The following is a 14,114-nucleotide window of genomic DNA, read 5'->3' as shown; positions in this document are numbered from 1 at the left end:
AAACGCATCAGGCAAGGCGCGGAAAACAAGCTTGAAATACAAACGTGCAAAAGAGGCGTGCAGACCCCACGCTCAACGCCGCACCACCGTCTGTCTCGGCAGCGTCTGACGCGGCGACTTCTCGTCGTCGTACAGCAGATGCTTGCGGCCTTCCACATGGCGGCTGATCGTGGCGCGCACCTCGGCGGGCGTCACGTCCTCGGCCACCACCCGCCGCGATATCTGCCCCGCCGTGTCGATCCATTCGACGATCCGGCAGGCGCCGCCCCAAGGCTGGTGAATCGGTGCGGAGACCCGGCAACCACGCACCTGGATAGAACGCTCTGCTGCGGTTTCATGTGACTGTTTCAAAGCGCGATCCTTTTTTCGGGCATCAGAAGAGACATAGACCCTTACAGCTTAGAAAAAAGGCGTGGCGGCCAGGTTACAGCCAGGAACGAGATATTTACCGTGCATTACGGCATGCAAGGCGCACCCACGGCGCCCGCGCGCCGCAAGTCCCTGTTTATTCGAGCGTGCGGACCCGATCGATGGCCTGTTCGATCCGTTCGACCGCAACGACCTGTAAGCCTTCGATCGGCTGTTTCGGCGCGTTGGCCTTCGGTATCACCGCGACCGAGAAACCGAGCTTGGCCGCTTCCTTCAGACGCTCCTGGCCGCGCGGCGACGGCCGGATCTCACCGGCGAGGCCCACTTCGCCGAACACGACGAGCCCCTTCGGCAGCGGCTTGTTGCGCATCGACGAATGGATCGCGAGCAGCACCGCGAGGTCGGCGGCGGGCTCGGTGATCTTCACGCCGCCCACCGCGTTGAGGAACACGTCCTGATCGAAACAGGCGATGCCCGCATGCCGGTGCAGCACCGCGAGCAGCATCGCAAGCCGGTTCTGTTCGAGGCCGACCGCGAGACGCCGCGGATTCGGCGCGTTAGCCGCATCGACGAGCGCCTGCACCTCGACCAGCAGCGGCCGCGTGCCTTCCTGCGTGACCAGCACGCACGAGCCCGGCACCGACTGCTCGTGCTGCGACAGGAACAACGCCGACGGATTCGCGACGCCGCGCAAGCCGCGCTCGGTCATCGCGAACACGCCGAGTTCGTTGACCGCGCCGAAGCGGTTCTTGATCGCGCGCACGAGGCGATACGACGAGTGCGTGTCGCCCTCGAAGTACAGCACCGTATCGACGATATGTTCGAGCACGCGCGGGCCCGCGAGCGCGCCTTCCTTGGTCACGTGGCCGACCATGATGATCGTCGTGCCCGACTGCTTGGCGATGCGCGTCAGTTGCGCCGCGCATTCGCGCACCTGCGCGACCGAGCCCGGTGCCGATGTCAAGGCATCCGAATAGACGGTCTGGATCGAGTCGATCACGGCGACGTCGGGACGCTGCTCGGCGATCGTCGCCTGAATCTTTTCGAGCTGGATTTCCGCGAGCAGTTGCAGCTCGCTCGCGGTCGAACCCGGTTCGAGCAGCGAGAGCCGTTGCGCGCGCAACGCGATCTGCGCGCCGGACTCTTCGCCGCTGATATACAGTGCGCGTTTGTGCGCGGCGATTTCCGCGAGCGCTTGCAGCAGCAGCGTCGATTTGCCGATGCCCGGATCGCCGCCGATCAGCACCACGCCGCCCGGCACGAGACCGCCGCCGAGCACGCGGTCGAATTCGCTGACGCCGGTCGTGAAGCGCGGCACGTCGGATGCTTCGATGTCCGCGAGACGGCGCACCGGCGTGCTCTTCGCGAGCGACTGGAAACGATGCGTGGCCGGCCCCTCGGCCACCGATTCGACGAGCGTGTTCCACGCCTGACACGACGGGCATTGGCCCGACCACTTCGGCGATTGCCCGCCGCACTCGCTACAGATGTACAACGTCTTTGCTTTCGCCACGCGTTACTCCGCACGGACCGGCACACGCTGCGCGACCGCGCACATGAGCTCGTAGCCGATCGTGCCGCAGGCCTGCGCGACGTCGTCGATCGGCAAGGCGGTGCCCCATAGCTCGACGCGCGAGCCGATGTTGGCGGTCGGCACCGGCGTGAGGTCGACCGTCAGCATGTCCATCGAGACGCGCCCGACGATCCGCGTGCGCACGCCGTCGACGATCACCGGCGTGCCTTCCGGCGCGACGCGCGGATAGCCGTCCGCGTAACCGCACGCGACCACGCCGATACGCATGGCGCCGCGCGCGGTAAACGTCGAACCGTAGCCGACCGAATTGCCCGCGCTCAGCGTCTGCACGGCGATCAGTTCCGAGGCGAGCGTCATCGCGGGCTGCAGGCCGGTGCTCTCGATCGCGGCCGTCACGCCCGAGGGCGACGCGCCGTACAGGATGATGCCGGGGCGCACCCAGTCGAAATGCGCTTCCGGATGCCAGAGCGTGGCCGCCGAATTCGCGAGGCTGCGCGCGCCGGCAATGCCTTGCGCGCCGCGCTCGAACGCTTCCATCTGATGCGCGATGCCGCGCTCGGCGTCGGCGTCGGAGAAATGGGTCATCAGCGTGATCTGGCCGACGCCCTGGCAGGCGCGCGCGCGCTCCCATGCGGCACGGAATTTCTCGACCGTGTAGCCGAGCCGGTTCATGCCGGTGTTCATCTTCAACTGGATGTTGACCGGTTTGGACAGGCGCGCCATTTCGAGCATGCGCAACTGCTCGTCCGAATGCAGCGCGGTGGTCAGGCTGTAGCGGTCGATCACGTCGATATCGGTCGGTCGGAAAAAGCCTTCGAGCAAAAGAATGGGGCCCGCCCAGCCCAATTCACGCAACTTCACCGCTTCTTCGAGGTCCAGCAACCCAAAGCCGTCCGTTGCGCGCAAGCCCGGAAACACGCGCGCGAGGCCATGTCCGTACGCGTTTGCCTTGACGACGGCCCAGATTTTGGACTTCGACGCATAACGCCGGGCGACGGCGAGATTATTGGCGAGAGCGGCGGTATGTATCGTGGCTGAGAGGGGGCGCGGCATGGGATTTTTTCGTAAAGACACTTGCGAATCAGCGGCTTACCTGGCGTTTTCGGCGCTCGGCGGCCCGCTGGGCGGTGCGATCAAGGATTCTGCTAGTCCGAATCCAGCTATTTTCGTGATATAAAGCCGTGCGCACAACCCATTTCGATCGGCATAAGCCCGGACGCACTGCAAACGGCCGGGGCGGACAGACCGCAGCGAGGACAGCATCGCATCAGATGAAAAAAGGTTTTTACACCATCATGGCCGCGCAGTTTTTTTCGTCGCTGGCCGACAATGCGCTTCTGATCGCCGCTATCGCACTGCTGAAAGATCTTCACGCTCCGAACTGGATGACGCCGCTGCTCAAGCTGTTCTTTGTGCTGTCGTACGTCGTTCTTGCCGCCTTCGTCGGCGCCTTCGCCGACTCCCGTCCGAAAGGGCGCGTGATGTTCGTCACCAACACCATCAAGGTTCTCGGCTGCATCACGATGCTGATGGGCGCGCATCCGCTCATCGCCTACGGCATCGTCGGCTTCGGCGCGGCGGCCTACTCGCCCGCCAAATACGGCATCCTCACCGAACTGCTGCCGCCTGACCGGCTCGTCGCCGCGAACGGATGGATCGAGGGCACCACGGTCGGCTCGATCATTCTCGGCACCGTGCTCGGCGGCGCGCTGATCAGTCCGCATATCGCCGCGCCCATCCTGCACCTGCGCATTCCCACCGTGAACACGCCCTCGGAAGCCGCGATGCTCGTCATCATGGGCATCTACGTCATCGCGGCGCTCTTCAATCTGCGCATTCCCGATACCGGCGCGCGCTATCCGAAGCAGGAACACGGGCCGATCCGCCTCATCACCGATTTCGCCGACTGCTTTCTCGTGCTGTGGCGCGACAAGCTCGGACAGATTTCGCTCGCGGTCACGACGCTGTTCTGGGGTGCCGGCGCGACGCTGCAATTCATCGTGCTGAAGTGGGCCGAGGTGTCGCTCGGCATGTCGCTGTCCGAAGCGGCGATCCTGCAGGCGGTGGTGGCGGTCGGCGTCGCGGGCGGCGCGATCTTCGCGGCCTCGCGCGTGCCGCTGAAGAAGTCGCTCTCGGTGCTGCCGGTCGGCATCATGATGGGGATCGCCGTGATGCTGATGGCGTTTTATACGCGCGATCTGTTCCCCTCGCATTGGGGCATCTATTTCGGCCGCATGCACATGCCCGGCTATCTGATCGTCGCGTATCTCTTCCTGATGCTCGTCGGCGGTCTGTCGGGCTTCTTCGTCGTGCCGATGAACGCGCTGCTGCAGCATCGCGGGCACGTGCTGCTGTCGGCGGGACACTCGATCGCCGTGCAGAACTTCAACGAGAATCTCTCGGTGCTCGTGATGCTGTGCCTGTACGCGGTGCTCGTGTGGCTCGACGTGCCGGTCGCGGCCGTGATCGTGCTGTTCGGCACCTTCGTCTGCCTGATGATGTGGCTCGTGATGCGGCGCCACCAGGCAAACCAGCGCGCGTTCGATTCGGTCGCGCTGATCGGCGAAGCTAAACACTGAGCCAGCGCTGAACAGGCGCTGGCCCCCCGGGCCGGCCGCGTGTTTCGTTCCGCGAGCCGGCTGTTTCGACGATGCGCATGCGCTCCCCGCGCGCGCGCCTTCTTCCTCGCCTGACCATGACTCAACCGATTCCCAATGTGCTGACGATCGCCGGTTCCGACTCCGGCGGCGGCGCCGGCATCCAGGCCGATCTGAAGGCTTTCTCCGCGCTCGGCGCCTATGGCGCGAGCGTCATCACCGCATTGACCGCGCAGAACACGCGCGGCGTGAGCGCGATTCATGCACCGGACCCGGGCTTCGTCAGTGCGCAGCTCGACGCGGTGTTCGACGACATCCGCATCGACGCGGTGAAGATCGGCATGCTCGCGAACGCGCCGATCGCGCGCGCGGTCGCCGATGCGTTGCGCCGTCACAAGCCGAAGCACATCGTGCTCGACACGGTGATGATCTCGAAGAGCCATCACGCTTTGCTACTGCCCGATGCGGTCGCGGTCGTGCGCGACGAACTGCTGCCGCTCGCCGATCTGCTGACGCCGAATCTGCCGGAAGCGGCCGCATTGCTCGGCATGCAGCCCGCCACCGACGAAGCCGGCATGACCGGCCAGGGCGAAGCGCTGCGCGCGCTCGGCGCGCGTGCGGTGCTGATGAAGGGCGGCCACCTGAGCGCGGCGGACAGCCCCGACTGGCTCGTGCAGGCCAGCGGCGCCTTGCGTCTCGGCGGGCCACGCGTGCCGGTGAAGAATACGCATGGGACGGGCTGCACGCTGTCGTCGGCGATTGCGGCGCTGATTCCGCAGCGTGGCGATCTCGCAAGCGCGGTGGCCGATGCGAAGGTTTATCTGACCGGCGCGTTGCAGGCGAGCGACCGTCTCGAAGTCGGTCACGGCGTGGGGCCGGTGCATCATTTTCACCGCTGGTGGTGAGGGATTTATCGTTGCGCGTGTGCGCAGATGCGTGCGTATGCGCCTGTGTTCGCGATGCGTCGCAAACTCGATCGCGATCGCACGCCGCGAATGCCGCACTACTGCCGCACGACTGCGTTGCGGCTATTGCATGGCGTAATGCCGCGCCTGCTCGGGCCAGTCGTCGGGCACGATAAAGCCGCGCGAGCGTTCGAACAGATGGCCGGCCCCGTCTTCGACGAACGCGGCGACCATCACCGGGCTGTGTTGATGCGAAGTCTGTACGGCGAGCGTAGGCGCATCGACGTATGACGCGCGTTCGTCGTCGCCCTGCTCTTCCAGAGCCGCTACGCGTCGCGGCGCAAGCCATTCCAGTCGCGGCAAGACCCGCCAGATCCGCGCATGCGCCGCCGCGAACCCGAGCCAGTCGCCGCGCGTGACCCACCAGCCCCGCCCATGCGCGGGATCGAGCTCGAGCGGATCGAGCGGTGTCTCGCCATGCCGGTAAAACAGCCAGCCTTTGACGAACATCTGCGGCGTCCACGGCCCCGCATAACCGGCCAGCACGAACTCCTCGCGCGCGCTCAACGGCAACTGATGATTGAGCAGATGCGCGAGCTTGATGTCGAAGCGGTCTTTCAGATTGGGGCCGACGTAATCGGCGAGACGTCCCGCCTGCGCTTCGCGCGCGGCTCCCGCGTGCAGGTAGCACTTCACCGCCAGTTCCCAATGCAGCCGCGCGCCTTCGTGCGTCTGCACGAGAAAATCGCATTCGCCGAGCGTGACGCCTGCGCGCCGCAACGGCACGCCCGCGGCGACGAGTTGCGCGGCCGGCCCATGCTGCAGAAACCAGCCAAGCAACCGCTCGGCATAGCGGCCCAGGCGCGTGATGCGCGTCGCCGAGAGATCGCGATGGAGCGGCTCAGGCGCGGCATCGAGCGCGCGCAGCCAGGCGACGGTCGCCTGCCGTTGCTGCGGCGTTTCGACGGGATTCGCCAGCACGCCGACCGGCAATTGCGGACGCAACAGATCGGGACTCAGCAGCAACCACGCGAGATCGCGCACGGCGGGGTCGCGCAACGGATCGTTGTGCGAGGGAGCGGCGGCTATGTCGGGTGACGACTCGGATGACGAGTGGAGTGGCGCGCTGGATTGCGGCGCGGATGGCGCGACCGCTTGCGCGTGCGTGTGAGCGTGCGCCTTGCCAGGTTCTTCAACGCTCACATCGGGACGCTCATCAGGCCACACCCCGAGCAGCGTATCGAGCAGCCCGGCGCGAGAGATCGGCGCGGCGGCATCGTGCGCCGCCGGCCCCTCGGGCGTCGTCACTTCGGCTCGTTCGACGGCGCGCCGCCGCCCGCGAGCCACGTATCGCGCGCGAGGCACAGATCCGCCCAGGCCTTCGCCTTGTCGGGCAGGCTGCGCAGCAGATACGCGGGGTGGTACGAGACGATCACCGGCACGCCCTCGTACCGATGCACGCGGCCGCGCAGCGACGAAATGCTGGCCTCGGTCTTCAGCAGGCTTTGCGCGGCGAAGCGGCCGAGCGCGACGATCAGCTTCGGCTTGACGAGCGCGACCTGGCGCTGCAGATACGGCTCGCAACGCGCGACTTCGTCCGGTTGCGGATTGCGGTTGCCGGGCGGACGGCACTTGATCACGTTCGCGATATAGACGTTGGTGCCGCGCGCCAGCGCGAGCGAACGCAGCATGTTGTCGAGCAGCTTGCCCGCCTGGCCGACGAACGGCTCGCCAAGGCGGTCCTCGTTCTCGCCCGGCGCTTCGCCGACCAGCATCCACTCGGCGTTGCGATCGCCGACACCGAACACCGTGTTCGTACGCTTCTCGCATAGGCGGCACGACTCGCACGCGGTGACGCGCTCGCTCAGCGCGTCCCAGTCGAGCGTGTGGACGGCAGGCAGTGCGGGAGCGTTGCCGCGGGCTTCAACGGGTTCATGAGCGGATTCACTAGCACGCGAATGCGCGGGCAGATCGTCGAACCACGCGAAGTCGTCGTCGGGAGGAGCGTCGAAGTTGGGCGGCGCGGGAGAATAGGCTGGCGGTTGCGCCCGCTGTTGCTCCTGCTGACGTGCTCGCGATTGTGCGGGTTCGCGATGCGCTGCGGCTTCGTCCTGCTGAGCGGGTTCGCGTCGGGCTGCGGTCGTATCCTGCTGAGCGGGTTCGCGTCGGGCTGGCGATGGCTCGCCCCGATCCGCCGACGCGTGCATCGCTTCGGGCATGGTCCGCGATGCGGGCTCCGCTCGACGCTCATCGCGCTCATTGCGCACGTCGCCCCGCATCGATTGCAACTCGTCCGCGCGCTCCCGGGCGGCGCGATCGTCGGAGCGATGGCGTGGATCTTCCGCCAGCATCGCTTCGTCGCGCTCCTCGGGCGCACGCCGTTCGCCTTGCGCCTGAGCCTGAGTTTGACCCGCCGGCACATCCTGCTCGCGCGCCCTAGCATGCACGCTCTCGCCCCCTTCGTCCCGCGGTGCGTGCGCGCCCCCGGCATCACCGAGTCCGACAGCCGCCTCGCCCGCCGGCTGCCGCGCCGCCATGCCGCGCCGCACCCACAGCGGCGCGAGTCCGAATTCTTCGAGTACCGATTCATGCAGCGCCATCTTCGCCCTCCGTGGCAAACGAAAGACGCATCACGATCGCGTCCTCCCGGCCGCGATGCCGCGCCGGATAATAGTTCTTGCGCCGGCCGATCGACGCGAAGCCGAAACGTTCGTACAGCCGGATCGCCCGATGATTCGACGGCCGCACTTCGAGCAGCAGGCCCTCGAGTCTTTCGGCGCGCGTGATGCGCACCGCCTCGCGCAGCAGCGCAAGGCCCGCGCCCGCGCCTTGCACCTGCGGCGCGACGCATAGATTGAGCAGATGCATTTCGTCGACGACCGGCATCAGCACGCAATAGCCGAGCAGCGTCCCCGTCACGTGTCGCAGACAAACGCCGAAATAACCGTTGCGCAGCGAATCGCCGAAATTGCCGCGGCTCCACGGAAACTCGTAGGCGAGCTTCTCGATCGCGGCGACTTCGTCGAGATCGCTTTCGGTCATCGGCGACATGTAGCGGTCCGCGAGCAGCACGCCGCTCATCGCCGCGCCTCGCCGTGCGGCGCCTGTGCGGACGCGCCGCCGTCGGGCGCGTTCCCGGCGGTCTGCGCCGCTTGCCCTGCCTGTGCCGCCGCTTTGGCCGCCTTTTCGGCGACGCGCTCGGCCGTGGTCTGCGCGACCTTGTCGCGCACGTATTCGGGCGCGGCCTGATCGGCAGGCACCGTGCGGCCGGCGTGAAACGCGCGCAGCGCCGCGTAGGCGAGCGGCAACGCATGCGGCAGCGCCTCGCCGTCGACCGTCCGTGCGGCGACCACGGCCGGCAGCCGCGCACCGAACGCCGCAGCCGCGTTGCCGGCGAGCGTGAACGGCGCGTCGGGCAGCACGAGCCGCTCGGGCGCATCGAGCGATGCCGTCTGCACGACGCGCCATTCGTGTTGCGCGTCATCCCACGCGTAGTCGGCCCAGTAAATTTCGTCCATGCGCGCGTCGAGCGCGGCGAGCACGCGCGTCACCGAAGGATCGCGCAGACGCGCGCTTTCGGCACACGCGAGCAGGGTGCCGATCGGCACGACCGGCAGATTCAGGCCGAACGCGAGGCCTTGTGCGACGCCGGTCGCGGTACGCAGACCGGTGAACGAGCCGGGACCGGCACCGAACGCGATCGCGTCGCAGTCCGCGAGCGCGAGGCCGGCTTCGGCGAACAGCTCGCGGATCGCGGGAAGCAGCCGCGTGCTGGAGACCGCGCCGGTCCGTTCGTGGCGCACCCAGACGCGGGGTTCGGCAGTGAGCCGGCCAGTGGTATCGACGCTCGCGGACACGAGCACCGCCGAACAGAATTCGGTCGAAGTATCGAGGGCAAGGAGCACTGTTTGAGTCATGGACCGTATTGTAATCGGCGCCGTGCACGGGGATGGTGGTTTGCGGCCTCGCGGCGCGCGCGGGCCGGGTGGTCGCGTGGCCGCCGCTGCTCGCTACCCGCCACCCGCCGCTTGGTGTCGCTTGGTGCCCCTTGCCCCGTTGCCCCTCGGTATCGCCCTCGCGCGCCTTGCCGCCGCTTGCCGCCCCCCGCCGCCGTTTGGAATAAGCCCTCGGCCCCGCGGCCGCACTCAATTGTTATGATTTTCGGCCGATCCCATCCACGCCCGCCCAGCGGGCCACACGACCATGACCGACATCGATACCCAGTTCGCCCAGGCCCAGCAAGACGTCAAGCAGTTGCCCGAGCGCCCCGGCAATCTCACGCTGCTGCGTCTTTATGCGCTCTTCAAGCAGGCCAGCGAAGGCGACGTGCACGGCGACAAGCCGGGCTTCACCGACATCGTCGGCAAATACAAGTACGACGCATGGGCCGCGCTCCAGGGCACCGCGCAGGACGCTGCGAAGCAGCAATACGTCGAGCTCGTCGAATCGCTGAAGAGCGGCGCGGCGGCCTGACACACCAGCGGCCTCAACGAGAGCCGCGAAATCGCCGCAACAAGGCCGCCCGACCGGGAAAAACGGCCTCGCGGCGATTCCCGAACCGCGAACGCCACGCCCGGCCGACTCACCCGCCCTACCCGTTCCGGCACACTTTTCCGATCAGACGATTCCGAATAGTGGCGCAGTGCAGCAAATACCTATATAATGCGGCCTGCACTTCATCGCTAGTGCTGCTTTCCCGAGCGGCTCTGGCGACGCAGCGCCTCGTAGCGTTTAGCTCCAATCCAGTTTAGAACCTGTCCCCTCCTGCCTGGCCCTCTACGGGCGTCAAGTCCAAGGCTGGCGGCACGCCATGTCGGCATGTCGCATCCGATACAGCTTCTAACGAAAAGCTCGCCTTCATTGCTGCGAGCTGCCCCCGTTTTTCGATTTGCTCGCTGCTTCTTTGCTCGCTGAATCCGACGACTTGGGTATGCCGATTGGCGTTGACGTTTTAACTCCCTGAATTTCCCAGGATCGTTTTCAAGGATTCACATGACTTCGAGCAATTCCTCCGCCAGCCCGTTGAACGCCATCGCCGACGAAGCACTCGGTCTTACCCCCGAGGCTCCCGTCGCGGCCGCTCCGGCTGACGCCAAACCGACCTTCGCGTCGCTCGGCCTGTCCGCGGAAGTCGTCTCCGCGCTGACCGCCGCCGGCTACGAGCACCCGACGCCAGTGCAGCAGCGCGCGGTACCGGCCGGCATCGCCGGCCGCGATCTGCTGGTGTCGAGCCCGACCGGCTCGGGCAAGACCGCCGCCTTCATGCTGCCCGCCATCGAGCGTTTCGCGCAGCTGCAAAAGACCCAGGCGAACCAGCCGCGCGAACCGCGCCCGGCCGACGGTGGCCGCGGCCGCCGTCCGCAGCCGGTCGCGCGTCCGACCATGCTGGTGCTGACCCCGACCCGCGAACTCGCGATGCAGGTCACGACCGCCGCCGCCACCTACGGCAAGCACCTCAAGCGCCTGCGCACCGTCAGCATTCTCGGCGGCGTCGCCTACGGCCAGCAGCTGATGCTGCTCGCCAAGAACCCCGAAATTCTCGTCGCCACGCCGGGCCGTCTGATCGACCACCTCGAGCGCGGTCGCATCGATCTGTCGCAACTGCAGATCCTCGTGCTCGACGAAGCCGACCGCATGCTCGACATGGGCTTCATCGACGACATCGACACGATCGTCGCCGAAACGCCGGCCACGCGTCAGACCATGCTGTTCTCGGCCACGCTCGACGGCAAGATCGGCTCGCTGACCGGCCGTCTGCTGAAAGACCCGGAGCGCATCGAGATCGTCCAGCGCATGGAACAGCGCACCAACATCGCGCAAACCGTCCACTACGTCGACGACCGCGATCACAAGGACCGTCTGCTCGACCATCTGCTGCGCGCCGAAGGCCTCGACCAGGCCATCGTCTTCACGGCCACCAAGATGGACGCTGATCAGCTCGCGGGCCGTCTGGCCGACGCCGGTTTCGAATCGGCCGCGCTGCACGGCGACCTGCCGCAAGGCGCGCGTAACCGCACGATCCGCGCGCTGCGCGAGCGCCGCGTGCGCGTGCTGGTGGCGACCGACGTCGCCGCTCGCGGTATCGACATCCCCGGCATCACGCACGTGTTCAACTACGACCTGCCGAAGTTCGCCGAAGACTACGTGCACCGTATCGGCCGTACCGGCCGCGCGGGCCGCTCGGGCGTCGCGGTGAGCCTCGTGCATCATGCGGAACAGGGTGCGCTGAAGCGCATCGAGCGCTTCGTGCGCACGCCGCTGCCGGTCAACGTCGTCGAAGGCTTCGAGCCGCGCAAGGCGCCGCCTTCGGGCAACGGCCGTCCTGGCTTCGGCGGCCGCGGCCGTCCGGGCGGCAACGGCCGGCGCTTCGGCAACGGTTCGGGCAAGCCCGGCGGTTACGGCAACGGCGGCTCGCGCAACGGTAACGGCAATGGCAATAGCAACGGCAACAGCTGGGGCAACCGGTCGGCCGGCGGCGGCTCGCGCGAAGGCTACGGCGGTTCGCGCGACGGCGGCTACAACGGCTCGCGTGACGGCTACGGCGCGCGTCGCAACGACGGTCCGCGTACGGCGCGCCGTGGCGGCTAAACAGGCGGGCTGAGCGTCGTTGATCGCGGCGCGGCGTGTTTCGAAAGAACCCGCCCGCGTTTGCCGTTCAGGACACGCAGCAGGACCCGGACAGCGCCCCGCTGTCCGTCGGTCCGGAAAAACCGGTGCTCAGGCACCGGTTTTTTTTCGTCTATCGCTCGCCACCGAAAATTTCACGATATGAAAAAATTTTTTGTGTCGTAAAAAATCATGCTGCAAGGCACAAGACGGCCTATTGCAATAGGGGAAATATCGTTTCTCAATACGAAATTACAAGTTCAATGCATTGATTTTATTGAAAAATAAATATTGGAAAAACGCTTTGCGGTGCCTGTTGCGCGACCTTCGATTTGCCTAGACTCTTATATAAGACTTCACGAAACAGAACGCCCAGCCGGGCCCGACGCTTCGAGAAGACAGAGTCACCCATCCCCCATAACAGGCCTAGAAGGAGCACATCATGACCATGACCCGCGAACAGCAAGTGCAGCAACTCAAGCAGCAATGGGAAACCGATCCGCGCTGGAAGGGCGTCAAGCGCACCTACTCGGCCGAAGACGTGGTGCGTCTGCGCGGCTCGGTGCAGGTCGAGCACACGCTCGCGAAGCGCGGCGCGGAAAAGCTGTGGGCCGCCGTGAACAACGAGCCGTTCGTCAACTCGCTCGGCGCGCTGACCGGCAACCAGGCAATGCAGCAGGTCAAGGCGGGCCTCAAAGCGATCTATCTGTCGGGCTGGCAGGTGGCGGGCGATGCGAACGTGGCCGGCGAAATGTACCCGGACCAGTCGCTGTATCCGGCCAACTCGGTGCCGCTCGTCGTGAAGCGCATCAACAACACGCTGACGCGCGCCGACCAGATCCAGTGGTCGGAAGGCAAGAACCCCGGCGATGAAGGCTACGTCGATTACTTCGCGCCGATCGTGGCCGACGCGGAAGCCGGCTTCGGCGGCGTGCTGAACGCGTTCGAACTGATGAAGGCGATGATCGAAGCGGGCGCCTCGGGCGTGCACTTCGAAGACCAGCTCGCTTCGGTCAAGAAGTGCGGCCACATGGGCGGCAAGGTGCTCGTGCCGACCCGAGAAGCCGTCGCCAAGCTGACCGCCGCGCGTCTCGCCGCCGACGTCTCGGGCACGCCGACCGTGCTGCTCGCCCGCACCGACGCGGAAGCCGCCGACCTCGTGACCTCGGACATCGACGACAACGACCGCCCGTTCCTGACCGGCGAGCGCACCGTCGAAGGCTTCTACCGCACGCGGCCGGGTCTCGAACAGGCGATCTCGCGCGGCCTCGCCTACGCGCCGTACGCCGACATGATCTGGTGCGAAACCGGCAAGCCGGACCTCGAGTTCGCGAAGAAATTCGCCGACGCGATCCACAAGGAGTACCCGGACCAGCTGCTGTCGTACAACTGCTCGCCGTCGTTCAACTGGAAGAAGAACCTCGACGATGCGACGATCGCGAAGTTCCAGCGCGAACTCGGCGCGATGGGCTACAAGTTCCAGTTCATCACGCTGGCCGGCTTCCACGCGCTGAACTACTCGATGTTCAACCTCGCGCACGGCTATGCCCGCAACCAGATGACCGCCTTCGTCGAAATGCAGCAGGCGGAATTCGCGGCGGCCGAAAAGGGCTTTACGGCCGTGAAGCACCAGCGCGAAGTCGGCACCGGCTACTTCGACGCGGTGACGCAGACGGTCGAGCGCGAAGCCTCGACGACCGCGCTGCACGGTTCGACCGAAAACGAGCAGTTCTTCGACAAGAAGGTGGCCTGAGGCTCACCCGCCGCGAAGTCGAAGCAGCGGGCCACGCGGACCGGGCGGTGTCGCCGGTCCCATGCGTGGCCCGGGAATGGCCCTGGAATCGCAGCAACGATCGGCAAACGGCAGGCGGCAGGCGGCTCCGTCAGAGAGCCGTCGCCAGAGGGAGGGACCGCGACGCCGGGGGCCGACAGTCGAGCCGAAGCCGGCCCGCAACCGGCTCCCGGCGGCCGGGGCACGACAAGACAGAAAAATTCCGCAGGAAAAAATCTCGCAGCAGGGGGAAATCCGCACAGCGCATCGTGCGGCAACAAGAAGCGCGCCGGCCTTATCGCTGGCGCGCTTTTTTTTCGACGCCGGCACAA

General features: G+C 66.4%; 12 protein-coding genes. 5 read left to right on the top strand and 7 right to left on the bottom strand.

Going from position 1 to position 14,114, the window contains the following annotated elements; all coding sequences use genetic code 11:
- Positions 1-72: 72 nt before the first annotated feature.
- The 3 genes from F3J20_RS06545 to alr all read right to left on the bottom strand — a co-directional run bounded on the left by F3J20_RS06545 (position 73) and on the right by alr (position 2,956).
- Positions 73-351 (bottom strand): DUF2866 domain-containing protein, encoded by a 279-nt coding sequence (locus F3J20_RS06545; RefSeq protein WP_167045185.1) that lies wholly within the window; start codon positions 349-351, stop codon positions 73-75.
- Between the two features lie 154 nt (positions 352-505).
- Positions 506-1,882: a DNA repair protein RadA gene (gene radA, locus F3J20_RS06540; RefSeq protein WP_167282595.1), complete on the bottom strand. Its 1,377-nt coding sequence runs from the start codon at positions 1,880-1,882 to the stop codon at positions 506-508.
- Between the two features lie 3 nt (positions 1,883-1,885).
- Positions 1,886-2,956 carry an alanine racemase gene (alr, locus tag F3J20_RS06535; RefSeq protein WP_167282593.1) on the bottom strand — a complete coding sequence of 357 codons (1,071 nt, stop codon included), beginning with the start codon at positions 2,954-2,956 and terminating at the stop codon, positions 1,886-1,888.
- A gap of 218 nt (positions 2,957-3,174) precedes the next feature.
- On the opposite strand from alr, the gene lplT reads away from it, so the two are divergent.
- Positions 3,175-4,482: a lysophospholipid transporter LplT gene (gene lplT / locus F3J20_RS06530; protein WP_167045176.1), complete on the top strand. Its 1,308-nt coding sequence runs from the start codon at positions 3,175-3,177 to the stop codon at positions 4,480-4,482.
- Between the two features lie 116 nt (positions 4,483-4,598).
- Positions 4,599-5,405 (top strand): bifunctional hydroxymethylpyrimidine kinase/phosphomethylpyrimidine kinase, encoded by an 807-nt coding sequence (gene thiD / locus F3J20_RS06525; RefSeq protein WP_167045173.1) that lies wholly within the window; start codon positions 4,599-4,601, stop codon positions 5,403-5,405.
- 123 nt (positions 5,406-5,528) lie between these two features.
- Here the strand turns inward: thiD and F3J20_RS06520 are convergent, their stop codons facing one another.
- The 4 genes from F3J20_RS06520 to tsaB all read right to left on the bottom strand — a co-directional run bounded on the left by F3J20_RS06520 (position 5,529) and on the right by tsaB (position 9,322).
- Positions 5,529-6,494 (bottom strand): DUF1853 family protein, encoded by a 966-nt coding sequence (locus F3J20_RS06520; RefSeq protein WP_167282718.1) that lies wholly within the window; start codon positions 6,492-6,494, stop codon positions 5,529-5,531.
- A 215-nt stretch (positions 6,495-6,709) separates the two neighbouring features.
- Positions 6,710-8,005 (bottom strand): uracil-DNA glycosylase family protein, encoded by a 1,296-nt coding sequence (locus tag F3J20_RS06515; RefSeq protein WP_167282591.1) that lies wholly within the window; start codon positions 8,003-8,005, stop codon positions 6,710-6,712.
- Positions 7,992-8,486 carry a ribosomal protein S18-alanine N-acetyltransferase gene (rimI, locus tag F3J20_RS06510; RefSeq protein WP_167045167.1) on the bottom strand — a complete coding sequence of 165 codons (495 nt, stop codon included), beginning with the start codon at positions 8,484-8,486 and terminating at the stop codon, positions 7,992-7,994. The genes F3J20_RS06515 and rimI overlap by 14 nt, the downstream gene beginning before the upstream one ends.
- Complete coding sequence (tsaB, locus tag F3J20_RS06505; RefSeq protein ID WP_167282589.1) at positions 8,483-9,322, bottom strand: tRNA (adenosine(37)-N6)-threonylcarbamoyltransferase complex dimerization subunit type 1 TsaB; 840 nt, start codon at positions 9,320-9,322, stop codon at positions 8,483-8,485. The genes rimI and tsaB overlap by 4 nt, the downstream gene beginning before the upstream one ends.
- A 286-nt stretch (positions 9,323-9,608) precedes the next feature.
- Between tsaB and F3J20_RS06500 the strand changes: the two genes are divergently transcribed.
- From F3J20_RS06500 to aceA, 3 genes are all read left to right on the top strand, one after another.
- The gene (locus F3J20_RS06500) at positions 9,609-9,878 is read left to right on the top strand and encodes an acyl-CoA-binding protein (protein ID WP_167045161.1); all 270 of its coding nucleotides are present in this window, start codon (positions 9,609-9,611) and stop codon (positions 9,876-9,878) included.
- A 519-nt stretch (positions 9,879-10,397) separates the two neighbouring features.
- Positions 10,398-11,993 carry a DEAD/DEAH box helicase gene (locus F3J20_RS06495; protein WP_167282587.1) on the top strand — a complete coding sequence of 532 codons (1,596 nt, stop codon included), beginning with the start codon at positions 10,398-10,400 and terminating at the stop codon, positions 11,991-11,993.
- A gap of 466 nt (positions 11,994-12,459) precedes the next feature.
- Entirely contained in the window at positions 12,460-13,764 is a 1,305-nt protein-coding gene (aceA, locus tag F3J20_RS06490) for an isocitrate lyase (protein WP_205193076.1), read from the top strand.
- Positions 13,765-14,114 lie beyond the last annotated feature (350 nt).

The organism is Paraburkholderia sp. Cy-641 (assembly GCF_011752945.1).
GTDB lineage: Bacteria > Pseudomonadota > Gammaproteobacteria > Burkholderiales > Burkholderiaceae > Paraburkholderia.
The sequence above is the reverse complement of the archived record's forward strand: the minus strand, read 5'-3'. Positions and strand labels throughout refer to the sequence as shown.